At 71.4% G+C, this 24,128-nt stretch carries 16 protein-coding genes; 6 read left to right on the top strand and 10 right to left on the bottom strand.

All coding sequences use genetic code 11. The features are described from left to right. Position 1 precedes the first annotated feature (1 nt). The 4 genes from OG746_RS41965 (at position 2) to OG746_RS41945 (ending at position 7,110) form a co-directional block, all read left to right on the top strand. A complete protein-coding gene (locus tag OG746_RS41965) occupies positions 2-1,138 on the top strand; it encodes a helix-turn-helix domain-containing protein (RefSeq protein WP_266724363.1) in 1,137 nt (378 codons plus the stop codon). 84 nt (positions 1,139-1,222) lie between these two features. Next, positions 1,223-3,832 (top strand): flavin-containing monooxygenase, encoded by a 2,610-nt coding sequence (locus OG746_RS45510; RefSeq protein ID WP_323179744.1) that lies wholly within the window; start codon positions 1,223-1,225, stop codon positions 3,830-3,832. Positions 3,833-4,201: 369 nt separating this feature from the next. Next, a complete protein-coding gene (locus OG746_RS41950; protein WP_266724361.1) occupies positions 4,202-6,070 on the top strand; it encodes a ThiF family adenylyltransferase in 1,869 nt (622 codons plus the stop codon). A gap of 14 nt (positions 6,071-6,084) precedes the next feature. Beyond that, positions 6,085-7,110, top strand: a complete 1,026-nt coding sequence (locus OG746_RS41945; protein ID WP_266724360.1) for a 3-oxoacyl-ACP synthase III family protein — start codon at positions 6,085-6,087, stop codon at positions 7,108-7,110. Positions 7,111-7,166: 56 nt separating this feature from the next. Here the strand turns inward: OG746_RS41945 and OG746_RS41940 are convergent, their stop codons facing one another. The 8 genes from OG746_RS41940 to OG746_RS41905 are packed head-to-tail and all read right to left on the bottom strand — an operon-like array spanning position 7,167 to position 17,551. After that, on the bottom strand, positions 7,167-9,590 hold the full coding sequence (locus OG746_RS41940) for a glycoside hydrolase family 2 protein (RefSeq protein ID WP_266724359.1): 2,424 nt from the start codon (positions 9,588-9,590) through the stop codon (positions 7,167-7,169). Positions 9,591-9,604: 14 nt separating this feature from the next. Further along, positions 9,605-10,888 (bottom strand): alpha-L-fucosidase, encoded by a 1,284-nt coding sequence (locus tag OG746_RS41935; RefSeq protein WP_266724358.1) that lies wholly within the window; start codon positions 10,886-10,888, stop codon positions 9,605-9,607. 37 nt (positions 10,889-10,925) lie between these two features. Continuing rightward, on the bottom strand, positions 10,926-11,951 hold the full coding sequence (locus OG746_RS41930) for an ABC transporter ATP-binding protein (RefSeq protein WP_524540533.1): 1,026 nt from the start codon (positions 11,949-11,951) through the stop codon (positions 10,926-10,928). Beyond that, the gene (locus OG746_RS41925; RefSeq protein ID WP_266724356.1) at positions 11,938-12,975 is read right to left on the bottom strand and encodes an ABC transporter ATP-binding protein; all 1,038 of its coding nucleotides are present in this window, start codon (positions 12,973-12,975) and stop codon (positions 11,938-11,940) included. Before OG746_RS41925 ends, OG746_RS41930 begins: the two co-directional genes overlap by 14 nt. After that, a complete protein-coding gene (locus OG746_RS41920; RefSeq protein ID WP_266724354.1) occupies positions 12,972-13,943 on the bottom strand; it encodes an ABC transporter permease in 972 nt (323 codons plus the stop codon). The genes OG746_RS41925 and OG746_RS41920 overlap by 4 nt, the downstream gene beginning before the upstream one ends. Continuing rightward, positions 13,940-15,013: an ABC transporter permease gene (locus OG746_RS41915; RefSeq protein ID WP_266724352.1), complete on the bottom strand. Its 1,074-nt coding sequence runs from the start codon at positions 15,011-15,013 to the stop codon at positions 13,940-13,942. Before OG746_RS41915 ends, OG746_RS41920 begins: the two co-directional genes overlap by 4 nt. 5 nt (positions 15,014-15,018) lie before the next feature. Further along, positions 15,019-16,317 (bottom strand): ABC transporter substrate-binding protein, encoded by a 1,299-nt coding sequence (locus OG746_RS41910; RefSeq protein ID WP_266724351.1) that lies wholly within the window; start codon positions 16,315-16,317, stop codon positions 15,019-15,021. 40 nt (positions 16,318-16,357) lie between these two features. Then, entirely contained in the window at positions 16,358-17,551 is a 1,194-nt protein-coding gene (locus OG746_RS41905) for a LacI family DNA-binding transcriptional regulator (RefSeq protein WP_266724349.1), read from the bottom strand. Between the two features lie 299 nt (positions 17,552-17,850). Between OG746_RS41905 and OG746_RS41900 the strand changes: the two genes are divergently transcribed. Next, complete coding sequence (locus OG746_RS41900; RefSeq protein WP_266724347.1) at positions 17,851-18,084, top strand: hypothetical protein; 234 nt, start codon at positions 17,851-17,853, stop codon at positions 18,082-18,084. Positions 18,085-18,356: 272 nt separating this feature from the next. Then, on the top strand, positions 18,357-20,258 hold the full coding sequence (locus OG746_RS41895) for an ATP-binding protein (protein ID WP_266724346.1): 1,902 nt from the start codon (positions 18,357-18,359) through the stop codon (positions 20,256-20,258). A 24-nt stretch (positions 20,259-20,282) separates the two neighbouring features. Here the strand turns inward: OG746_RS41895 and OG746_RS41890 are convergent, their stop codons facing one another. Together OG746_RS41890 and OG746_RS41885 are read right to left on the bottom strand one after the other, a co-directional pair. Continuing rightward, positions 20,283-22,652: a SpoIIE family protein phosphatase gene (locus OG746_RS41890; RefSeq protein WP_266724344.1), complete on the bottom strand. Its 2,370-nt coding sequence runs from the start codon at positions 22,650-22,652 to the stop codon at positions 20,283-20,285. Positions 22,653-22,784: 132 nt separating this feature from the next. Continuing rightward, on the bottom strand, positions 22,785-24,128 hold the full coding sequence (locus OG746_RS41885) for a cytochrome P450 (protein ID WP_266724342.1): 1,344 nt from the start codon (positions 24,126-24,128) through the stop codon (positions 22,785-22,787).

The following is a 24,128-nucleotide window of genomic DNA, read 5'->3' as shown; positions in this document are numbered from 1 at the left end:
CGTGTCACACCCGCTCGACCTCGAAGCGGTCCTGCGGCTCGTCGACGAGCTGGCCGAGTCCGACGCGGACCTGGGCGTTCTTCTGGAGCGCACCGCTGGCGCCCTCGGGCGCGCCGTCGGGATCCGTACCGTGCAGGGCGAGGTCCGGACGGCGGTTCCCGACGGTCGTCCGGCCGGCGATCCGGAGCAGGCCGTTCCCGGTCGGGTGGTGACGCGCGAGCTGCCCGGCACCGGACAGATCTGGATCGACACCGCCGGCCTCCCCCTGACCGAAGCCGAGACCACGCTGCTGCTGCGGCGGCTCGGGATCGGGGCGAAGGTTGCTCTGCTGGGGCGGGTTCCGGCGGCTCGTCCGGTCGCGGACGGCGTCGCACTGCGGTCCGTTGTCGATGGTGGCGTCGACGCGTCGGAGCGGGCCCGGACGTGGCTGCGGCTCGGGTTCGGCGAGGCGTCGGTCGTGATGGTGTTCGCGCTGGCGGGGCCGCCCGGCGTGGCCGGGGCGTTCGTCGACGGGCTGCGGGGGCTTACGCCCGTCGTGCTCCACGCCCCCGTCGGCGCCGTGCAGTTGGTCGTCGCGAAGGAGCTCGATCCCGGCGATGTTCCCGGTGTGCCGGTCGGGGCCCGCGCGGCGTTCGCCGGGCCCTGTCCCGCCGCGGACGCGCCACAGGCGTGGCAACTGGCCCGGACCGCGCTGCGGTTCGCCCGGCCCAGCACGCGGGCGCGTGGGCCGTACGGCGTCGAGGAGGCCACGCTCGTCGACGCGGCACGGCTCGGCGGGTACGCGCTGCTCGCCGAGACGTTGAGCGCCGAGCAGATCGCCCCCGTGCCCGATGTGCGGCAGCTCGGCCGGCTGGTCGACGACCACGGGGACGACATGCTGGTGTGCCTCGAAGCGGTCGCCGCCACCGACTCCGTCCGCAAGGCCGCCCGCCTGCTGCACCGGCACCACAACTCGGTGGCGTACCGGGTCGAACGCGCCCAGCGCTACCTCGGCTTCAGCTTCACCGAACCGTACGGGCGCACCCGGCTCTTCCTCGCCCTGGTGCTGCGGCGGCTGCAGGAGTCCGGTGATCTGTATCGGGCGGATCCCACGGCGGGCGGGACAGATGGCTCGTCAACCGAGCCACCTGCCCAATGACGTGCGTCACACGTTCTGCCGATCCTGCTGGTGATCGACCCAACCGAGCCCGGCCATGTCGCCGGGGAGGGAGTGGTGACGCCCATGCAGCAGACGCCGAACACCGATCGGACCCCTCGGACCACTCAGTACGACGCCATCGTCATCGGAGCCGGTTTCGCCGGCATGTATCTTCTGCACCGGCTCCGCGACGATCTCGGCCTGCGGGTGCGGGTCTTTGAGCGCGGTGGCGGCGTGGGCGGCACCTGGTACTGGAACCGGTATCCGGGCGCCCGGTGCGACGTCGAGTCGATGTACTACTCGTACTCCTTCTCCGAGGAATTGCAGCAGGAGTGGGAGTGGACCGAGCGCTACCCGTCCCAGCCCGAGATCCTCCGCTACGCCGACCACGTCGCCGACCGCTTCGATCTGCGCGGGGACATCGAGTTCAACACCTCGGTGCGGGGGGCCGATTACGACGCGGGGGCCGATACCTGGACCGTGACGCTGGAGGACGGGCGAAGGGCGAGCGCGTCGTACCTCGTCACGGCCGTCGGCTGCCTGTCCGCCTCCCGTGTGCCGGACTTCGCGGGCCTCGACTCCTTCACCGGGCCCACGTTCCACACCGGCCGCTGGCCGCACGAGGGCGTCGACTTCAGCGGGCGGCACGTCGCCGTCATCGGCACGGGGTCCTCCGGCATCCAGGCCATCCCGGTGATCGCCGAGCAGGCCGCGCACGTCACCGTCTTCCAGCGCACCCCGAACTTCTCCGTACCGGCGAACAACAGGCCGCTCGAGCCCGACGAGCAGCGTCGCGTGAAGGCCGGTTACCGCGAGCTGCGCGCCGAGGCCCGCGCCTCGGCCTCCGGGGTCGTCGTGCCGCCGCCGCTCGGCAACGCGCTCGACCTCGACGAGGCCCGCCGCACCGCCGAACTCGACCAGCGCTGGGCCCACGGCGGCACGACCTTCATGGGTGCCTTCGAGGACACCTCGATCGACGAGTCCGCCAACCAGCTCTCGGCCGACTACGTACGCGACCGCATCCGCGCCATCGTCGACGACCCGGCCGTCGCCGAACTCCTCTGCCCGACGAACCACCCCATCGGCACCAAGCGCATCTGCGTCGACACCGGCTACTTCGCGACGTACAACCGCGACAACGTGACCCTGGTCGGCCTGGGTGACAAGGTGATCGAGCGCATCACACCCCACGGCCTCCGGGTCGGCGGCGTCGATCACACCGTGGACGCCATCGTCTTCGCCACCGGGTACGACGCCATGACCGGGCCGCTCGACGCGCTCGACATCCGCGGCCTCGACGGTGTCCCGTTGCGCGAGGAGTGGGCCGCCGGGCCACGCACGTACCTCGGGGTCGCGTCGGCCGGTTTCCCGAACCTGTTCATGATCACCGCGCCGGGCAGCCCATCGGTCCTCAGCAACATGATCGTCTCCATCGAGCAGCACGTGGACTGGATCACCGACGCGATCGACCACGCGCGCCGCACCGGCGTCGTCCGGATCGAGGCCGAGCGCGACGCCCAGGACAAGTGGGTCGACCACGTCAACGAGGCGGCGCAGGCGACCCTCTACCCGCGGGCCGCGTCCTGGTACATGGGCGCCAACGTCCCCGGAAAGCCCCGGATCTTCATGCCGTACGTCGGCGGGGTCGGCCCCTACCGGGACATCTGCGACGAGGTCGCCGAGGACGGCTATCGCGGCTTCGCCCTCACCCGCGCCGCACGCCCCCGTCCGGCGGCCGGCACCCGCCACCTGGTCGACCCCGAGATCGCGCCGATCCTGGACGTCTTCCCGCCGCTGCAACTGAGCCCGGAGATACTGCCGTTGGTCCGCGAGGTCCCCCGAGCGCCGGACGCCCCCGACCCGCAGGCGCTCTTCCCGGACATCACCACAACCGAGCGGCGGGTACCAGGCTTCGAGGACGACGACCCCGAGGTGCGCGTCCTCCACTACGAGCCCAAGTCCCGCACCACGTCCACCACTTCCGTCCTCGTATGGATCCACGGCGGCGGCTACGTACTCGGCGCCGCCGACGCCGACGAGCTCCTGTGCCGACGGATCGCCACCGAGACCGGCGTCCAGATCGTCTCGGTCGACTACCGGCTCGCCCCGGAGACCAGGGCGCCGGGCCAGGTCCACGACTGCTACGCCGCCCTGCGCTGGGTGCACGAGCAGGCCGCCGAACTCGGCGTCGACCGCGAACGGATCGCGATCGGGGGCGCGAGCGCCGGTGGCGGGCTCGCCGCGGCCCTCACGCTCCTGGCCCGCGACCGGGGCGAGATACCCGTCTCGTTCCAGCTCCTCATCTATCCGATGCTCGACGACCGCACCTCCAGCACGGTCGACGCCCACCCGCACGCGGGCGAGTTCATCTGGACCCCGGCCGACAACCGCTTCGGCTGGACGTCCCTCCTCGGCCATGAGCCCGGCGGGAGCGACGTCTCCCCCTACGCCGCCGCGGCCCGCGTCGAGTCGGTCGCGGGCCTGCCACCCACCTACCTCAGCGTCGGCGCGCTCGACCTCTTCCTGGAGGAGGACGTCACGTACGCCACGCGCCTGATCCGCGCCGGGGTACCGACCGAACTGCACGTGTATCCGGGGGCGTTCCACGCATACGACATGGTGCCGGACGCCCGCGTGACCCAGGCGTACTTCCGTGACTTCATCGGGGCGCTCGGGCGGCATGTGAACGGGTGAGGGTGCCGGTGACACACCAGTGGGGCAGCCGGAGGAGTTCGCCGGCTGGCCCACTGGTGTGTGGTCCCCCGCGGCGGACCACCGCGTCGGGGCGGCAACTCGATCGGCCGAACCACGTCAACAGCGGCCACCGTCAACTACCTCTTCCGGCAAGGTGTCTTCCCCGGTCCCGGACCGGTCCACTTCCCCCACTCCCGCCACTGACCTGCGCATTCATCACGGACAGTCGCACCCAACAAGGTGGCCACCCCACGCAGGACACCCTTCATGCAACGGCCTCTGCGACGATCACGCAATAGCGAACGTTCACTGTCCGCTCACTGCATGCACACACCGTCACATTTGCTCCTCTCGGAGGACCCCTCACCGATGAACGCCGACCTTCTCGGCCGTCGCTCCGCCGCGCCCTCCCGCCCCTGGCACCTCACCGCCTTCCGGGTGCCCGCCGACGGCGCCCGCCGCCCCACCGGCACCGCACTCGTGGACCGGGTGCGCGAACTGCGCGCCCGGATCCTGTACGACAACGGCCGCCGTCCGGACTTCCGCACCACCTCGGGCGACCATGTGGACGACCAGCACCTGGACTTCGGTGCCTGGCACTTCGTCGGGCGGCGCACCGCCGAGGGCCCGCCGCTCGGGTACGTCCGGCTGTCCACGCCCGACACCGGGGAGCGTTTCCAGTCCCGCGAGTACCTGGGCGCGGAGGCGTACGCGCGGCTGCTCCTGGACAGCGGTCTCGGCACGGGCGAGACGTACGAGCACAGCCGGCTCGTCGTCGAGCACCACGCCCGCAAGCTGGGCCTGGGCGTCCAGCTCAACGCGCTCGCGCTGGCCGCCGCGCGGCACCTGGGCGCGAAGGCGATGGTGGGCACGTCCGGGACGAAGGACGGGCAGGACGCCTTCCACGCCCGGTTCGGTTTCCGTCCGGTGGCCGGAACGCGGCGGTACGTCGAGCACTACACCGAGGACGTGGTGCTGCTCATGTGCCGGATCGGGGATGCGGCCGGTGACTACTCAGACCTGGTCGCCGAGTACACCGATCTCTTCCCGCAGCTGGTCGTGGACGCCGAAACGGTACGTCTGGACCTGCCAGCGATGCGCGAGGAGGCGCCCGCGACCCTGGCGGCCGCCCTCGCCTCGGCCCGCACGGAACACGCCCCCGACCGCCGATCCTGGAGGCCCGAACCCGTCGACGAGCCCGGGGAGTTGCGTGCCCTGCTCGCCTCCGGCCGGGTCCGCGAGGTGCACGACACCATCGAGCAGCAGATCGCCGAGCTGGTGCGCAGCCGTGAGCCCGGGCCCCGTTACGACGACCCGGCCGAACTGGCCGCCGCCCGCGAGCGGCAGCTGGACGGCGCCGAGCCCTGGGAGTACGGGAGCTGGTTCTTCCATCCGTGGTCCGGACGCCTGGTGCACGTGCTGCCCGCGCCCGAGTTCCGCATGGTGCGCACCGACCGCAACCGGGGCAAGATCGACCGGCCCGAGCAGCGGCGCCTCCTCGACCGCCGGATCGGCGTCATCGGCCTCTCGGTCGGCTCGGCGAGCGCGCTGACGCTGGCCATGGAGGGCATCGGCGGCGCGTACCGCCTCGCCGACTTCGACACCCTCAGCCTGTCCAACCTCAACCGGCTGCGGGCCGCCGCGCACGATGTCGGCGTCAACAAGTGTGTGCTCGCGGCCCGTCAGATGTACGAGATCGATCCCTATCTCGACATCGAGATCTTCCCGGGCGGACTCACCGAGGAGGTGATGGAGGAGTTCTTCACCGCGGACGGCGGCATCGACCTGTTGGTGGAGGAGTGCGACGCCCCGTACGTGAAACTCGCCGCGCGCGAGCGGGCGCGGGCGCTCGGCGTCCCCGTCCTGATGGACGCCAACGACCGCGGTCTGCTCGACGTCGAGCGCTTCGACCTCGAGCCCGAACGGCCGCTGCTGCACGGCCGGTTGGGCGCCACGTGCGCGGCCGACGTGGCCGGAGAGCTCTCCTTCGAGGAGACCGTCGACCTCATCCTCGCGATGGTCGACGCCGACCGGATCAGCCCCGACCTCGCCGCGGCCATCCCGCTGATCGGCACCGCGTACAGCTCCTGGCCCCAGCTGGCCAGCGGGGTCGCGCTCGGCGGAGCACTCACCGCCGACGCCGCCCGGCGTGTCCTCCTCGGCCGGCCGCTCGCCTCCGGCCGCTACTACACCGACTTCGACGCCCTGCTCGCTCCGGATCGGAGCACCGTCCGATGACCACCCTCGCCCACGTGGAACAACCGCAGCTGTGCCATCAGACCGGGGACGGCCTGCCCGTCCCGTTCTCCGTGGCCGGGACCGGCCTGCACCTCCCCCCGACGGTGATCACCAACGCCATGCTGGCCGAGGTCCTGGACACCTCCGACGAATGGATCACGACCCGCACCGGCATCCGTGAACGGCGGCGTCTCGCACCCGAGTTGGCCACCTCCGACATGGCGCTCGCGGCCGCCCGCCCCGCGCTGTCCGCGGCAGGCGTCGAAGCGTCCGCCATCGACGTCGTGATCGTCGCCAGCTACACCGGCGACATGCCGTTCCCGTCCACCGCGCTGATCGTCAAGGACGCACTCGGCGCACACCGCGCGCTTCCGCTGGACTTCTCCCAGGCCGCCTGCGCGTCCGGCGTACAGGCCCTGCTCACCGCGGCGCACCTGCTACAGAACCGTTCCATCCGTACGGTGCTGCTCGTCGCCGCCGACTGCGCCTCCCGGATCACCCATCCCCAGGACCGCACCGCCGGCGTCTTCTTCGGGGACGCGGCCGCGGCCGCAGTCCTCACCCGGACCGACACCCCGGGCGCCGGGCTTCTCTCCTACGACCTGGGCTCTCGGCTCACCTACGACGTCCAGGTCCGGGCCGGCGGCTCCCGCATGCCCACCTCCCCTGCCACCGTCGCCGAGCGCGCCCACTACGTCGAGATGGACGGCCGCGCGGTGTGGGAGACGGCCACCACTCGAATCCCGGAGTGCATCGAGGCCTCGGTCCGCCGCGCCGGCCTGACCGTGGGCTCCGTCGACCACTTCTTCCTCCACCAGGCCAACCTGAACATCCTGCGCGAGGCGACGACCGCCCTCGGCATCGATCCGTCCAAGGCCCCGGTCACCCTGGACCGGCTCGGCAACACCGGCGCCGCCGGCATGTTCACCGCCCTGCACCACACGGTCTCCGCGGGGCGCCTCAAGCCCGGGGACACCTTCGTGATGTCGGCGATCGGCGCCGGATTCCAGTGGGGAGCGCTCTGCCTGCGCCAGTCCTGACCGGCACGGCGCGCTTCCCGTCACCTCGATGCCGGGAAGCGCGCCGTACGGAACCGTCAGTCGTGGAAGAAGCCGTTCCGGGTGTGCAGGGAAACCGCGTCCTCCCCGGGCAGCCGGGCCCCCTCCCGCTCCGGCCGCAGCACGACCGTCCCGCTCTCCCCCGGCAGCAGCGTCAGGAGCGCCGTGTCCGCGCGCATGCCGGGCGCCTCGACGATCACGTCACCGAGTGCGACTCCCGCCGTGACGTGGACGAGCGCGTGGTCCTCCTTCCGTTCGACCGAGTACTTGACGTCGGGGGCGGGCCAGCGGACGCCGTCGTCGCGTACGAAGGCGTGGACGGCGCGGTCGGCTCCCTCGGTCTCCGCGACCACCAGTTCCTCGCGGCGCCGGCCCGCCTGGGTGATCCGCGGGCCCGCGGGGAGGGCGAGGACCGTGCGCGCGGGGACGATGAACTCCCCTTCCGTGCGGGCCACTTCGCCGTCCGTGACGTGGACGCGGCGGAGTGCCAGCTCACCCGTCCACGGCTCGTCCGTGTCGTTGACGAGGACGGCGCTGAGGCCCGCTTCCCTCGGCTGGAGCGTGACGAGGCGGTCGGCGAAGGCTCCGCGCACCGCGTACCAGGCGGGTTTGGGGCGGCCGCCGTGGTCGATCAGGGACCAGGACAGGGCGGGCCAGACGTCGTTGAGCTGCCAGATCAGGGAGCCGGCCGTGCGCGGCCACCACGAGCGGTGGTGTTCGACGGCGGTGCGCAGGGCGTGGGCCTGGTTGAGGCTGGTGGCCAGGTGCCAGCGGTCGGTGTCCGCCGCGATGCGGTCCGGGGCGGGGAAGCGGCCCTTCAGGCGGTCCACGAGGTTGCGTTCGCCGCCGGGTTGCTTCTGGTGTGCCAGGAGGGCCGGGTCGTCGGGGCGCTCGGGCAGCGCCCCGAGCGCCTCGGTCAGCGTGGCCCGGGTCGCCGGGGCCTGCCAGCCGAACTCGGCTGCGAAGCGCGGGATCTGGTCCCGGTAGTGGGCGTAGTCCAGGAGGTTCCAGGTGTCCCAGAGGTGGGTCGGGCCGTCGCCTGGCACCTGCGGGTGGACGCCGGGCTCGCTCGCCACGGGGCTGTTCACGACGTACACGGCGCCGGGCGCGTGGGCCTCGACGGCGGCCGGGAGCAGCTCGCGGTAGTAGCCCTCGCCCCAGGTGCGGTCCCGGATCTGCGCGCGCCAGCCCCAGTCCTCGTGGCCGAGCAGGTTCTCGTTGGCGCCGTTCCAGACGACGACGCTCGGGTGGGCCGCGAGGCGTCGGACGACGTCGTCGGCCTCGGCCGCGACCTCCGAGCGCAGCGGCTCCTCCTCGGGGTAGGCGGCGCACGCGAACATGAAGTCCTGCCAGACCAGGACGCCGCGCTCGTCGCACGCCGCGTAGAAGGCCTCGTCCTCGTAGATGCCACCGCCCCAGACGCGCAGGGTGTTCATGTTCGCCGCGCACGCCTGGTCGATACGTTCCTCGTACCGGGCGGGCGTCATCCGTGAGACGAAGAGGTCGTCGGGGATCCAGTTGGCGCCCTTGCAGAACACGGGGCGGCCGTTGACCCGCAGGGTGAACGCGCGGCCATGCTCGTCGGGCGTCGTGTCGATGGCGATGTGCCGGAAGCCGACGCGGTGGTGGGTCTCCTGGAGGGTCCTGCCGGTCGCGTCCAGCAGTCGTACGGTCGCGTCGTGCTGCGTGGGTGCGCCGTAGCCGCGCGGCCACCAGACGTCGGGGCTCGGGACATCAACAGCCAGCTTTTGGCGCCCCGTTGAGGCGATCGGGAAGCGCTCCGTGTGTCCCGCGACGACCACCTCGGCCTCGCACGGGCCGCCCTCCACGTCGAGGCCCACGACGAGCGTTCCGCGCCACAGGTCCTCGTCCAGGGTCGTGGTGACATCGACGTCCGCGCGGGCCGTGTCCCACACCTCAAGGCGTACGTCCCGCCAGATCCCCGCCGTGACGAGCGTCGGGCCCCAGTCCCAGCCGCCCTCGCAGGCCATCGTGCGCAGTTCGTTGTAGGGGTACGTCCAGTCGTACGGCAGCGGGTCGTCGCCGGCCGCGTCCAGCATCGCCTGCGCGGAGGAGGCGAAGCGGACGGCCAGCTCGTTCGTCCCGGGCCGTACGGCGTCGGTCACGTCGAAGCGGTAACGGCGGTGCATGTTGCGGGTGTTGCCGACCTCGGTGCCGTTGACGAGGACCGTCGCGACCGTCTGGAGCCCGTCGAGGACGAGGTGCACGCGTGAGCCATCGGGCTGGGCGGACAAGTCGAAGGCTCTGCTGTACTCCCAGTCCGTGAGCCCGACCCACTGCGCCTCCGCCTCGTTCGTGCCGAGGAACGGGTCCGGGATGGCCCCGGCCCGCATCAGGTCGGTGTGTGCGCATCCCGGCACGACCGCCGGCACCTCGATGTCACCGATTTCACCGGTGTCACCGCTGCCGCGCAGCTTCCAGCCCTCACCCGTCAGTTCCACGTTCCCGTGCCCTCTCATTCGTCCGGCCGATCCGTAGGCGCCCGGTATCCGTCGGGAACCTGTGGCAGCTCCCGCACTCCCGTCTCGAAGACCTCTACGGACTCCAACACCGCGCCGTCGCCCACGACTTCGACGGCCAGCTCGGCGGCCGTCACCGGCTCGGTGAGGTGGATGCGTCCTGCGCCCACGGTGAGTCCCTCGGCGAGGACGCGGTCGCCGGACCGCACCACATGGCGTACGACGCGCTGCCCTTCGGTGAGGTCCTCGCGCAGCCGGATGTGGTCGAAGGTGACCGGGCCCCCGAAGGAAGCCGTCCAGGTGTCCCCGCGGGCCAGCTCGGCCGTGGCGGCCGGCGTCCCGAAGCGGCGAGCGACCTCGGCGCCGAACTCCGCCAACCGCGCGGCATCGGCGTCCGGAATCCGGCCGCGTGTGTCGGGCGGCAGGTTGAGCAGGAGGTTCGCGCCGAGGCCCACGGAGCGGTAGTGGATGGCGAGCAGGTGCTCCAGGGACTTGGGCTCGTCGTCCGGGTGCCAGAACCAGCCGCGCCGGATCGACACGTCGCACTCCGGCGGCAGGTAGAGCGCCTCGGCGAACTCGGCGGTGACGACCGTGTAGTTGCTCATCTGCGTGTGGTCGACGACGTACTCGACGGGGTCGGCCGCGAGCCCGTCCTCGTTGCCGACCCAGCGGATCGTCGGGTCACCCATGTTGAACACCATGGCGTCCGGCTGGTGCTTGCGGGCGACGGCCATGATGGCGGTCCAGTCGTACTCGTAGCCGTCCGAGCCCGCACCGTCGAACCACAGCTCCATCAACGGCCCGTACCAGGTGCACAGTTCGCGGATCTGCTCGGTGTAGAGCTCGGTGTACGCGGCCGGGTCGGCGTACTCGGGCGCGTGACGGTCCCACGGGGAGAGGTACACCCCGAAGCCGATCCCGGCCGCCCGGCAGGCCGCCGCCAGTTCGCCGACGACATCGCCCTTCCCGTCCTTCCACGGCGACGAGGCGACGGAGTAGTCGGTGGTTTTCGTGGGCCACAGGCAGAAGCCGTCGTGGTGTTTCGCGGTGATGATCGCGTAGCGGGCCCCGGCGGCGCGGGCGGTCTCGACCCACTGCTCGGTATCGAGGTCGGTGGGGTCGAAGGACGATGCCGGGAGGGTGCCGTCGCTCCACTCCTGGCCGTGGAAGGTGTTGATGCCGAAGTGGAAGAAGGCGCCGGTGTTGCTGCGCTGCCAGGCGAGTTGGTGCGGTGTCGGGGCGATCGGGGCGATCGCCCCGATGGGGGCGTCGGATTGCAACGCGGGTCCTTTCGGGGTGGTACGGGGCGTGGCGGGCTCAGGCGTACTGCTCGTCCTGCGCCCAGCAGTGCACCCAGTGGCTCTCGTCGACCTGGGTCCTGGCCGGGAAGGCCGTGGCGCAGACCGGCTTCGCCAGGGGGCAGCGGGTGCGGAAGCGGCAGCCGGAGGGCGGGTCGACGAGGCTCGGGGGTTCTCCGAGGGTCTCCTCGTCGTCGGCGACATCCGGCTCGTCGAGGAAGCCGCCGCGGTCGGGGTCGGGGGCCGAGTCCAACAGAAGCCTGGTGTAAGGGTGTTGGGGGTTGGCCACGATCTCGTCGCCGGGTCCGGACTCGACGAGCTGACCCGCGTACAGGACCTTGATCTCGTCGGCGAAGTAGCGGGCGCTGGCGATGTCGTGGGTGATGTAGAGGATCGCCAGGCCCTCGTCGTCGCGGAGTTTTCCGAGCAGGTTGAGGATGTCCAGGCGGATGGAGACGTCCAGCATGGAGATCGGCTCGTCGCCGAGGAGCACCTTGGGGCGGGCGGCGAGCGCGCGGGCGATGGCGATGCGCTGGCGCTGGCCGCCGGAGAGCTCGTAGGGGAACTTGTCGATGAACTGGTCGGCGGGTGTGAGGTTGACGCGTTCGAGGAGCTGGAGGATCTGGCGCTCCGTGTCCTCGGCGCCGGACGCGAGGCCGTGCAGTTTGAGGGGGCGGCTGAGGATGTAGCGGATCTTGTGGACCGGGCTGAGCGAGGAGAACGGGTCCTGGAAGATCATCTGGACCTGGCGGTAGTACGCGCGCTTCGCCTTCGCCGTGCGGGCCTTCTTGACGACGTCGCCGTCCAGCCGGATCTCGCCCTCGGTGGGCGGGTAGGCGAGCGCGAGCATCCGGGCGAGCGTCGACTTTCCGCTGCCGGACTCGCCGACGAGCGCGGTGATGCGGCCCTTGTGCAGAGCGAGCGAGGTCGGCTCGACGGCCTTGACCTCCTTGCCGTGGCCGCCGGGCCCGTGCATCGGGAAGCGCTTGACGACCTCGCGGGCCTCCAACACCGCTGCCGGGAGGGTGGATTCAGGTGCGGGCATGGCGGTCCTCGGCTTCCGGGGTCGTCGTGGCGGGGTGCCGGTGGAGATGGCAGGCGACGTCGCCGGCGTCACCGAGTTGCAGCAGGACCGGCTCCTCGCGGTCGCAGGCGTCCATCCGGTGTGCGCAGCGCGGGTGGAAGGAGCATCCCGGCGGCGGGGTGCGCAGTCCGGGCGGCGAGCCGGGGATACCGGTGATCTCGCGACGTTCGCCGTGCAGCGGAGGGAAGGCGCCGCGCAGTGCGGTGGTGTACGGGTGCTGCGGGTCCTCGTAGAGGCGGCGCGGTGGCCCCGTCTCCACGATCTTGCCCGCGTACATCACGGCGATCCGGTCGGCGATCTCGATGAGCAGCGACAGGTCGTGGGTGATGAAGACGACCGAGAAGCCCAACTCGCGCTTCAGACGTGCAACTTGGCGCAGGATCTGGCGCTGCATGACGACGTCAACGGCTGTCGTCGGCTCGTCCATGACGACGAGGTCCGGTTCGCAGGCGAGCGCGAGGGCGATCGTGGCGCGCTGGCGCATGCCGCCGGAGAGTTCGTGGGCGTAGCTGCGCAGCCGGTCGGCGGGGATGCCGACCATGCCGAGCAGCTCCCCCGCCCGCTCCCAGGCCTCCTTCTTCGACAGGCCGCGGTGCTTGCGGAGGACGTCGGCGAACTGGGTGCCGAGCCGGAGCACCGGGTTGAGGGCGTTCATCGCGCTCTGGAAGACGATCGCGATCTTCTCCCAGCGCAGCGCCGCCAGTTGACGCTCGGTCAGGCGCAGGATGTCGGTGTTGTCGGCGCCGTCGTGGCCGTGCAGGATCACCGAGCCCGCGGTGGTCACGGCCGGCGGCCGCTCCAGGCGGGTCATGGCGGTGACCAGCGTGGACTTTCCGCAACCGCTCTCGCCGACGATGCCGAGGGTCTCGCCGCGGCGCAGTGTGAGGTCGACGCCGCGGACGGCGTGCACGGGGTTGTCCTGGTCGAAGTAGTCGACGTGCAGATCGCGGACGGTCAGCAGCGGAGCGCCGGGGGTCGGGCTCATGAGGTGGCCTCCTTCACGGGCGTGGCCTGGGCGGGCACGGCGGTGTCCGCCGCGCCGAGGCGGGCGGCGCGGGCCCGCATCCGTACCTGCTTGGAGGGCTTGCGCAGACGGGGGTTGGACACCTCGTCGATGCCGAAGTTGACGAGCCCCGCGGCGACGCCGACGAGGGCGATGCACGCGCCCGGCGGGACGAACCACCACCAGGCGCCGCGGGTGAGCGCGGAGCCGTTCTGCGCCCAGTACAGCATCGAGCCCCAGCTGGTGATGTTGATGTTGCCGAGACCCATGAAGGAGAGGCCCGCGTCCGCGAACATCGAGCCGACGACCGCGCCGAGGAAGCTCACGGAGATCAGCGGCGCGAGGGACGGGATGAGTTCGCGGGTGATGACACCCCAGCGGCTCTCGCCGGTCATCTCGGCGGCGGCCACGAAGTCCCGGTGCCGCAGGGACAGTGTCTGCGCCCGCTTCTGCCGGGCGGCCCACGGCCACGCGGTGAGGCCGATGACGAGGGCCACGGTGAGCCAGCCGCCGCGCCCCTGCACATAGCTCGCCACGATGATCAGGAGCGGCATGCCGGGGATGACGAGGAAGATGTTGGTGGCGACGGTCAGGAACGAGTCCGCCCGCCCGCCGAGGTAGCCGCCCGCGACCCCGACCAGGACCGAGAGCACCGTGGTGACGACACCAGCGACGAGCCCGACGAGCAGCGAGACACGGCTGCCGACGACGAGCTGCGCGAAGACGTCCTCGCCGTTGGCCGTGGTGCCCAGCAGGTGTGCCCCGGAAGGCGGCTGCATGGAGCCGCTGGTGTCGACGTCGGTGGGTGAGAGCCCCATCAGGTTCTCGACGACGAACGGGCCGAGCACCGCGAGCAGGGCGAAACACACGATGATCGCGATCCCGACGCGGACCTTGATGTTCCCGGGCAGCTTCGGCAGCCGCCGCCGGGCGCGTACCGACTTCGTCATGAGCGGGTCTCCCTCGCGCGCGGGTCGATCAGTCCGTACACCGAGTCCGCGATGAAGTTCGCGGCGAGCACGGTGAGCGAGACGATCAGGAACAGGGCCTGCATCAGGGGGTAGTCGACGCTGGAGACGGCCTGGTAGAGCAGATAGCCGACGCCGGGGTACGAGAAGACGATCTCGACGAGGATCTGGCCGCTGACGGCGGAGCCAATGGTGAGGGCGAAGCCGGCGACGCTGGGAAGGACCGCGTTGCGGGCGGCGTACTGGAACATCACGCGGGCCTTGGACAGGCCCTTGGCGCGGGCCAGGAGCACGTAGTCCTCGGAGACGGTGGTCACCATCATGTTGCGCATGCCGACGAGCCAGCCGCCGAACGAGGCGACGACCATCGTGATGGCGGGCAGGATGCCGTGTGTCACGACGCTCATGAGGAACGGGCCGTTGAACGCGACCGCCATGTCACCGTCGTACGCGCCGCTGATCGGCAGCCAGTTGAGCTGCACGCCGAACGCCATGACCAGCAGCAGCGCGACCCAGAAGAACGGCAGCGCGCCGAGGAACATCGAGGCGGGCGTGATGAAGGAGTCGAAGCGCGAGCCGACGCGGGAGCCCGCGAGGACGCCCATCGAGGTGCCGATGACGAACGCGAGCACGGCGGTCAGGCCGACGAGTCCGATCGTCCAGGGCAGCCCGGAGCGGATCACTTCCCAGACGGGCGTCGGGTAGTAGGCGACGGACGCGCCGAAGTCGAAGTGGGCGATCTGGCCGAGGTACGTGACGTACTGGTCCCACAGCGGGGCGCCGGGCGCGCCGAACAGCCGGTAGATGCTGGTCACTTGCTCGGCGGACAGGTTCTGCTTCTGCTGCATCTGGGAGATGAGCGCGGAGGCGGGGTCGCCCGGCATCAGGCGCGGGATGAGGAAGTTGAGGGTGACGGCGACGGCGGCGGCGCCGAGGTAGAAGCCGAGGCGCCGCAGGAAGTAGCGGGCGGCGCCGAGCCGGCCGGCCGCCGTGCGCCGGGCGGGTGGCGGGGCCTCTGCGGCGGCGGGGGTGAGGACGGGTGCGGTGGCCATGTCCATCAGCCCTTCGCCGGGCGCAGGTTGAGCAGGATGCTCATGGCGTCGACGCCACCGCCCCAGGGGGCGGGCTGGGCGTAGGGCTTCTTCGCGCTCGGCCAGCCGGTCCAGTTCTTGCTGTTGTACTCGGAGGAGACACCGATCGTGATCAGCGGCGCGGCGGGCACGTCGTCGACCATGATCTTCTCGAACTCGGCCGAGTACTTCTTGATGGTCGCGTCGTCGTTGGCGCTCGCCATGTCCTTGAGCAGCGCGTCGGCCTTCTTGCTCTTGTAGTGGCCGTAGTTGGTCCAGATGCCGGCGTTCTCGCTGTAGAGCATGTCCTTGAAGAAGTTGTACGGCGTGGAGTAGTAGATCCCGCCGCCGATCGTGACGTCGAAGTCACCGGACTTGCGCTTGGCGTCGATCTGCGCGGCCGCGATCGGCTTCACCTCGACGTCGACGCCCGCCTTCTGCAGCTGCGAGGCGACGACCTTGTCGAACTGCACGGCGTCGCCCCACTCCTGCACCTCCATGATGGAGAAGCTGAGCTGCTTGCCGCCGCCGTCGACCAGCTTGCCGTTCTTCTTCGTGTAGCCGGCCTTCTTGAACTCGGCGAGCGACTTGGTGAGTTCGGCCTTCGGCTGCTCGGCATCCTTGTACTCGTCGGCGATCCACTTGCCCTGGGTCTTCGAGTCGAGACCCGTGAGATTGAGGGTGTTGAACATCCCCGGGTTGGTCACGTTCAGGAGCTGACTGCGGTCGACGGCCAGCGAAAGCGCCTTGCGGACGTGGACGTCGTCGAACGGCTTCTTGGTGTGGTTGAAGAACAGGAACTGGCCGCCGTAGGTGGGGTACCAGGCGTGGTGGTTCTTCGGGTCCCTGTCGATGTACTGCTTCTTGACGTCGGGCACGACGGCGCCGCTCCAGTCGAGCTCCCCGCTGAGCAGCTTGGGCACCTCGGACGCCTGGGTGACGATGGGCGCCTTCACGGTCTTGACCGGGACGTTCTTCTGCTTCCAATAGTTGTCGCGGGCCTCGAAGGTGAGCTGCTGCGGTGTGTACTGCTTGAGCTTGTACGGGCCCGAGCCGACCGGGTTCGGGTTGGTGTCCTTCGCGCCGTCCTTCTTCTTCCAGATCTTCTCGGGCACCGGGGTGGTCCCGCCGATGCTGTCGATCTTGGAGTAGGCGGGCTTGTCGAAGGTGATCTCTACGGTGTGGTCGTCCGGCGCGGAGGCCTTGGAGAAGTCGAAGGCCCAGGTCGGGGGCAGCTTGTTGGGACATCGCGCGGGGGGTGGGGTGGAGCGGCACACGGTGGACATCGTTGTCAGAGCAGGGCGGTGGGGCGCCGTGGTGCGTGGATCAGCCGGGGGTGGGGCCTCGGTCGGTGGGGGCGCTTCCTGCGGGGGCGTGACCGGTGGGGGCGCCTCCCGTGGGAGCACGTCCAGTGGGAGTACGTCCAGTGGGGGCACGTCCGGTGGGGGCGCGGCCGCGGTCCGCGGGGGCCGGGCCGCTGCTGCCGCGCGGGACGAGGCGCGGGGTCTCGTCCTCGACGGTGCGCGCGGGCCCGCCGTCGATCAGCGCGAGCAGCTCCTCGGCCGCGTGCCGCCCGAAGGCCGGGGTGTCACGCACCAGGGCGGTCAGCGGCGGGTGGGTGGAGCCCGTGAGCACGGACTCGTCCCAGGCGACGAGCGTCAGCGCGCCCGGCACCTCGATGCCGAGCGAGGCGGCGACGCCGAGCCCGGCGACGGCCATCACATCGGTGTCGTAGACGATCGCCGTGGGCCGCCGCGGCGCAGGTGTGTCGAGCACCTGTCGGGTGGCCTCGACGCCCTGCTGCCGGGAGTAGTCGGTGGGGATGCTGCGTACGTCGGCGGGGTCGAGGCCGAGCCGCTCCGCCTCGTCCCGCAGGGAGCGGATCCGCCGCTGGGTGTGGGCGAGATGGGGCAGCCCCGCGATGTGCACGATGCGGCGATGGCCGAGGCCGTGCAGGTGCTGGACGATGCCGGCCATCGCCAGGGTGTCCGAGGCCCACACGCTGGAGATGCCCGGGTGCGCCGATTCGTCCTCGCTCCGCGGCACGGGGCCGACGAAGACGGCGGGCAGGCCGAGCTCGTCGAGCAGCGCCGGGCGCGGGTCGCCGTCCCTCGGGTCGACGACGAGCACACCGTCGACGCGGCGCTCGGCCCACCAGCGGCGGTAGGCGGCACACTCGGCGTCCAGATCGGGGACCACGAGGAAGAGCAGCCCGATACTCCGCACGGCGAGCGCCTCCTGGATCCCGGACACCAGCTGCAGGAAGAAGAACTCCGCACCCAGGGCATGCGCGGGGCGGGCCAGGACGAGGCCGACCGTGGCGGTGCTGTCACCGGTCAACGCCCGTGCAGCCGCGCTCGGTTGCCACCCGAGCCGGTCCGCGACCTCGCGCACCCGCCGACGGGTGGCCGGCGAGACACCGGGCCGCCCGTTGAGCGCCAGGGACACGGCGGACTCGGACACGCGCGCCTCTTCGGCGATGTCTTTCAGGGTCGAGCGTCTGGAGGGAGTACGGCGCATGGAATTCTCCTGCCACGCCTACCGGCAAGCCGCCCCCGAACGGGACGGCCCGAAACCCAACTGCCCTGAACTCAAGCGGTTGAGTGCGAGAACGCTAAAGCGCTGAAGCCTCTGGGGCAACAGGTCGTGCACCAATTGCCGCTATGAGCCCTGTATTTGCTGTGCTGATCGACGCAACAAGCCGCCATGAACCATGATTTGACATGGATGAGGGGTGAATACGGTGGCATGGCCGGGTGAGACACCCAAAGACACGCGTCCGCCCTCCGCCAACACCTGCTCGACACCGCCCAACATCCATGCGGACGCCCCCGGTCGCCCCGTGCGGCCCGCACGCGGCGGCCCACACCGAGGAGCTCACCCGGCTGTTCGCCGACGAACTCGGCTACGCGCCCGCCACCTTGAGCGCCTACCAGGCGGCGTACGCCCTGACCACCTACGACCTGTTCGGCATGGGCGACGACGACGGCCACTTCCGCTGGTGCGCCGAACAGCTGCTGCGCAATGACGTGTTCAACGGCCGGGAGCCCTGACCCGTCACGGCGGGGTGGACGTCCTGACCGGACGTCTCTATGTGGAGTTCCTATGCGCAGGAGTGCGTGAAATGTGCCCCTGATTGGTGTTTTTCATGGATTTCGTCAGCCAGGGCATCCGAATTGTCTGCCCTGCGGGTACGCCTGCGCCCACGCGCACTACCGGGGCGCGCCACCGGCGTTGAAGCTGCTGGGAGTCGCGACAGTAACGATTCTGCTGATCTTCGCTCACCACCCTTCGTTCCATTCATCGAAGCCGCAAAGGACACAAGGTGCGCAAGCAAGCCGGCGAGGTCGGCACGCTTCTCAGGCTCGTCGCGGACAGCAGGGCCGACGGCTCCCTCATCGGGCGAGAGGCGGAACTGACCCAACTACGGAGCCTGTTGGCGGGCCACCGGCTCGTCACCGTCACCGGCCCCGTCGGGGTCGGCAAGAGCCTGCTGAGCGACGTCGCCGCTCAGAGGTCCCGGCGGTCCCGGCGGCAGGTCGTGCGGGTGTCCTGGCCGGAGGCGTCCGGCCGGCCGGGGGACTTCCGCAACGCCGTGCGGCAGGCGCTGCTCAGCACCCCGCTCTCGCCGGACGGCCCGCCCGCAGGACGGCGGGCGGGCCCCCGGGTCCTGCTGTTCCTGGACGACATCGACCCGGTCCATGACGAGTGTGTCGGCGTGGTCCAGCGGCAGCTGCTCCGCCACCCGACACTCCAGGTCCTGATCACCGCCCGCCGCCCCCTCGGGCTCGGCGACGAAGCGGTGCTGCGGCTCGGCCCGCTCCCCACCGAGCCCGAGGACGACGGCTCCCCCTCGCCCGCCGCGCGCCTGTTCCTGGCCACGGCCGGTGGCGCGCTGCGGCACCGCGACCCGGCCACCCTCGAGCGCGTCGAGGCCGTCTGCCACACCCTCGACGGACTGCCCCTGGCGATCGAACTCGCCGCCGCCCAGCTGAGGTCGTACTCCCTGCACGACCTGGCCGAGCTCGTGGAGCACGGGCAGTCCTGGCTGCACAGCCCCCGGCCGCGGCTGCGGCGGCACCGTTCCGTCGAGGAGGCCGTCGGGGCCGTGCACACGCTGTGCTCCCCCTGGATGCGGATGGTGTGGAGCCGGGCCAGCATTCTGGCCGGGTCGTTCGGCGAGGCGGCGGCTGTTCTGCTGTGCACCGGCGGCGAGATCGCCCCGCATCAAGTGCCGGGCCTGCTGACCCAGTTGGCCTCGCTCGGCCTGCTCCAGCACGAGAACGACCCGCACGGCCCCGGCGAGCCGCGCTATCGCATGCCCCCGGCCGTAAGGGAGTTCGGCGAGCGCCGGCTCACCGAGGCCGGCGAGCTGGACATCGCCGTCGAACGCCGGGCCGGGCACTGCCGACGGGTCGTTCACCTCGCGGAACACCTGTGGGAGCACGGTCATCAGACACAGGCCCTACGCCTGGTGGCCGACGAGCAGCACAACCTCAACGCCATCCTGCGGTACGCGCTGACCGACCCCCGGCCCGAGGTCACCGTCGCCGCCCTGGAGGCCGCGACCCGCCTGTGGTTCTGGTGGGTCACCGGTCACGCCGCGGCCGGGCTGCGCTATCTCCTCCAGCTCCTGGCACGCTGCCCCGACGACCACCCCTCGGCGGCCCCCGCGGCCTGGCTCGCCGCATGGCTCGCCGCGCGCACCGACCCGGACACCGCCCTCACCCTGCTCGACCGGATCTGGCCCGGTGCCGTCCTCGACGGCGACGACACCCTGCTGGCCCGCATCGCCCATGTCCACGGCCTCATCGCCCTCACCCTCGGCGACCCCCTCCAGGCCGGGGACCTCTTCGACCAGGCCTGCGTCCTCACCCCCGACCACTCCACCGGCGGGCCGGGCCGCGCCGTCTACCTCGCGGCCCTCGCCTTCGCCCGGCGCGACACCGAGCCGCGCGCCGCCCACCGCGCGGCCCTCGCCGCCCTCGCCCAGCCCGGGCTGCGCGACGACGTGTGGTCCAGCATGCGCGCCCGCTACGCCCTGGCCCTCGTCGACCACCACAACGGCCGCGCCGCCAGAGCCTGGACGCGCGCCCACCGCGCGGTGTCCGACGCCGACTCCGCCACCTGCGCGCCGCAGGCCCACGCCGCGCTGCGCTCCCTCCTCACGGTCCTGCGCACCGGGCAGGCCGCCCCGGAGCCGATCATTCCGGGGTTGTCCGGGTGACCTGGCACGCTGCGGACCAGGGGGTCACACCGTCCCGTTGAACCGCCCTGCGGGGTCCCGCGTCTCCCCGTTCCGTGGGGCGCCCAGTTCCGCTGTGGCAAGGGACGTCTCCGCCGGGCGCAGAGCAATGATCGCGATGTCGTCGGCCAGGTGGTGCGTCCAGTCGCGTACGCCGGCGTCGAGGTGGCAGACGAGGTGCTCGGGGGTGCCGTACGGCGCCCGGGTCAGGCCCTCGGTGAGGGGGTAGAACTCGCCGGTCGGGTTCCGGGCCTCGCTCAGACCGTCGGTGTGGGCCACGAGCGTCGCGCCGGCACCCAGGCGCACCGTGTGCGGGGTGAGCGGGGCGCCGGAGCCGAGTGTGCCGAAGCCCAGGGGCAGCAGGGTCGGGACGTCGAACTCCGTGACGCCTGCGGGGGTGACCTCCAGCGGGGTGAGGTGGCCGCAGTTGACGACGTGCAGGTCGCAGGCGTTCTGCCCCGGGCCGTCGTGCTGCAGCAGCAGCGCCGTCGCGAACAGCTCCTCGTCCCCGCGCGTGGCGGCGGCGCGCAGCACCTGCCGGTCGAGGCGCGCGGCGAGCTCCCCGAGCTCCTCCGTCTCGAACGCCTGGCTGCGGAAACAGCCCAGCAGGTCGGTGACGGTCTGCACCGCCTGCAGCCCCTTGCCGCGTACGTCGCCGATCAGGATGCGGGTGCCGAACGGGGTGTGCAGGGCCTCGATGAAGTCGCCGCCTATGCCGGTGTCCGCGGTGGCGGGCCGGTACAGGCTCGCGAGGTGCAGCCGGCCCAGGTCCTCGGGTATGGGGTGCAGCACGGCGTGCTGCAGGGTGCTCGCGGTCTGGCTCATCCGGGTCAGCCGGTCGCGCTGCTCCCGCCGTGACCAGACGACGGCGCCGGCGGCGGCCCCGAAGGCGAGCGCGACGATCAGGGTGCCGGCGTCGCCGATGCCCGTACGCGTCAGCAGATACTGCAGTCCCGCGGCGCAGGCCACCGCCACGGAGACCGCGACACGGCCGAGCAGCAGCGCGGCCACGGCGAGCACGATCGTGCCGACGCGCAGCAGCTGGCGCGCCTCGGAGGGCAGCGGGGCGCTGTCGATGGCGGACGTGTAGGGCAGGGACTGTGCGGCGGCGGTGCCCAGGAGGATGGCGCCGGGCAGCAGGGCCGCGCTGGTGCCGAGGTAGGTACGGGGAAGGGCGGCGAGGTAGCGCGCCATCTGCGGTGCGGCGGCCAGCATGACGCCGAATCCGATCAGCGCCACGACGGCGAAGTCGCCCGCCACCGGGTAGGCGTGCACGTTCAGTCCGGCGTGCAGCAGGACCAGGCCGAGCGCGGCGAGCGGCAGACCGAGTGAGGACCCCGTCACCGGTTCGATCGCGCGGCGCCGCACCAGCAGACAGCTCGCCGCGCCGCCGACGCCGAAGGCCGAGATGACGAACGCCGCGGACCCCGGACCGCCACCCCTCTCGGCCGCGAGCGACGGGAGGGCCATGGCGAGCACGACCTGGGTGAAGCCGAGCGCGAGGCCCGCGATCAGCGCGCCCGCCCGCAGCGCTCCCGGCATCAGCGCCGGGCGCCCGCGGGACGCCACCGACAGGCCGGGGCAGCGCAGCCGCGCGAGGACGAGGCCGACCGTGGCGGCGAGCAGCAGCAGGCCCACGCGCGGGTCCGCCCACCCCCACACGGGGGCGAGCTGCAGCGCCGCGGGGGCGAGGACGCCGAAGGCGATCAGGCAGGCGGCACGCGGCCGGTCCGGCATCGGATGCCGGGTCGCCGCGGAGGGTTCGGGTACGTAGCGGTGCACCAGTAAGAGCGCCGCGATGGCCGCGACGGTCATCGTGGCCATGGCGACGCGCCACCCGGTGGTGGACGCCGCCCGCGGCGCCAGGTTCACGGCGAGCACGAAGCCCACGGACATCGCGGCCAGCCAGCCGCCCATCACCTTGCGCATCCGGCCGGGCAGGAACACGGTCGGCAGAAAGGCGAGGCAGCTGACGAAGACCGCGGCCAGAGCCACGGCGACGACGATCCGCCCGAACACGTAGGACCAGCCGTCGAAGGCGACGGCGAGCAGCGCGCAGCCGGCGGCGAGCCCCGCCAGGGCCAGGATCAGTACGGAGCGTCGGCCCCGCAGGTCGCCGGCCCGTCCCGCGACGACCAGGGTGAGCAGTGCCAGGGACGAGCCCACGACGCGGGCGACGACCTCGTGGCCCGTGCCGAGGCCGAGCTCGGCGTGGACCAGAGGGACGGCCGCCGAGTGCACCGCGGGCGCCACCACATACAGGGCCGCCACTGCGGCGAGCAGCAGCCCGACCACACGTGTCGGGCTCCGTGTGCCGTCCGCCGCATACCTGGCAGCCGCTCTCGCGCCGCCGCCGGGCGCACCGGTGCCGACCATGTACTGACCTCCCTGGGTTTCCCCCTTCCGCGTGGTCCTCCAGGGACAATCGTCGGGGATCACATATGGCCTTTGTAAGGACCGAAAGTCCCTAAAGGAACTTTACAGACAACAGGGAGGTAACCGGACGGGTTAGCGTCCGGTCAATGCGATCGGCAGGCCGTCCTTGGGGAACGGCAGGGAGTGGTAGTCCATCGGCGGCTCGTAGGCGGGGTCGACCGTCCAGCGGTGGGCGCGCAGCATGCGGTGCATGATCGCCTTGATCTCCAGGCCGGCGAAGTACAGGCCGATGCACTTGTGCACGCCGCCGCCGAAGGGCTCCCAGGCGTACCGGTGCGAGCGGTCCTCCCGGCGGTCGGGGCCGAAGCGGTCCGGGTCCAACCCCGTGGGGTTCGTCCAGTACTCGTCCATGAGGTGGCTGAACTGGACGCCCACGAGGACGTCCGTCCCGGCGGGGATGCGCACGCCCTGGATCGTCGTGTCCTTGACCGCGTACCGCACCAGCGTCGGGACCGGCGCCCGCAGCCGCAGCGCCTCGCGCATCACCAGGTCCATCGACTCCATGCCCTCGAGCTCGGCCATCGACGGCGCGGGGCCCAGCGCGAGCGCCTCCGCGCGGCAGCGTTCCTGCCAGTCGGGGTGCTGGCCGAGGTGTTGCAGGATCGTGGAGGTGGTGACGGTCGAGGTGTCGTGCGCCGCCATCATGAGGAAGATCATGTGGTTGACGACGTCGTCGTCGGTGAACCGCTCGCCGTCCTCCGTCTCGATATGGCAGAGGACCGAGAAGATGTCGTCGGTCTGCTCGGCGCGCTTCGCCGGGAGGTAGTGGCGCAGGAACCCCTCGAGCACCTTGCGTCCGCGGTACGCCTTGCCCCACCGGGTGAACGGCACATCGGCGCGTACGACGCCCGCGGCGGCCTGGACGCAGGCGATGAACGCCTTGTTGACCCGGTCCATCTCGGCCTGGCCCGTGTCCTTCGCGCCACCCATGAAGAGGTCGGCCGCGATGTCAAGCGTGAGCTGCTTCAGCTTCCAGTACGAGGGGAACTCCGCGCTCTCCTCCCAGCCCGCCATGCCGTGCTCGATCGCGGGGTGGAGGCGCCGGGTGTACGCCGCCAACCGCTCGCGGGTGAAGGCCTGTTGCATGATCCGGCGGTGCGCCTTGTGCTCGTCGAAGTCGATGAGCATCAGCCCGCGATGGAAGAAGGGCCCGACGAGCTGCGCCCACGCCGGCTCGTTGGCGAACGCCTTGTCCTTGTTCAGCAGCGCCTCGCCGCAGGCGTCGGGACCGAGCAGCATCGCCGAGTTCTTGCCCAGCACATGGAACGGGGCGACCGGCCCGTACCGCTCCCAGCCCCGCCGGTAGAACGCGACCGGATCCTTGGAGTACGCGAAGAGCTGCCCGACCCAGGGCAGACCGCGATCATCACGCCGCTGAGCCGGAATGGCCCGCGCCTCGACCCCTTCGACCGTCAC

Source organism: Streptomyces sp. NBC_01016 (assembly GCF_026341035.1).
Classification (GTDB): Bacteria; Actinomycetota; Actinomycetes; order Streptomycetales; family Streptomycetaceae; genus Streptomyces.
This window is presented reverse-complemented; position numbering and strand designations above follow the sequence as displayed.

Coding starts and splice junctions, on each gene's coding strand:
- OG746_RS45510 (WP_323179744.1), top strand. CDS start 1,223: ATGCAGCAGACGCCGAACACCGATCGGACCCCTCGGACCACTCAGTAC.
- OG746_RS41950 (WP_266724361.1), top strand. CDS start 4,202: ATGAACGCCGACCTTCTCGGCCGTCGCTCCGCCGCGCCCTCCCGCCCC.
- OG746_RS41930 (WP_524540533.1), bottom strand. CDS start 11,951: ATGCCCGCACCTGAATCCACCCTCCCGGCAGCGGTGTTGGAGGCCCGC.
- OG746_RS41925 (WP_266724356.1), bottom strand. CDS start 12,975: ATGAGCCCGACCCCCGGCGCTCCGCTGCTGACCGTCCGCGATCTGCAC.
- OG746_RS41920 (WP_266724354.1), bottom strand. CDS start 13,943: ATGACGAAGTCGGTACGCGCCCGGCGGCGGCTGCCGAAGCTGCCCGGG.
- OG746_RS41915 (WP_266724352.1), bottom strand. CDS start 15,013: ATGGCCACCGCACCCGTCCTCACCCCCGCCGCCGCAGAGGCCCCGCCA.
- OG746_RS41910 (WP_266724351.1), bottom strand. CDS start 16,317: ATGTCCACCGTGTGCCGCTCCACCCCACCCCCCGCGCGATGTCCCAAC.
- OG746_RS41905 (WP_266724349.1), bottom strand. CDS start 17,551: ATGCGCCGTACTCCCTCCAGACGCTCGACCCTGAAAGACATCGCCGAA.
- OG746_RS41900 (WP_266724347.1), top strand. CDS start 17,851: ATGCGGACGCCCCCGGTCGCCCCGTGCGGCCCGCACGCGGCGGCCCAC.
- OG746_RS41890 (WP_266724344.1), bottom strand. CDS start 22,652: ATGGTCGGCACCGGTGCGCCCGGCGGCGGCGCGAGAGCGGCTGCCAGG.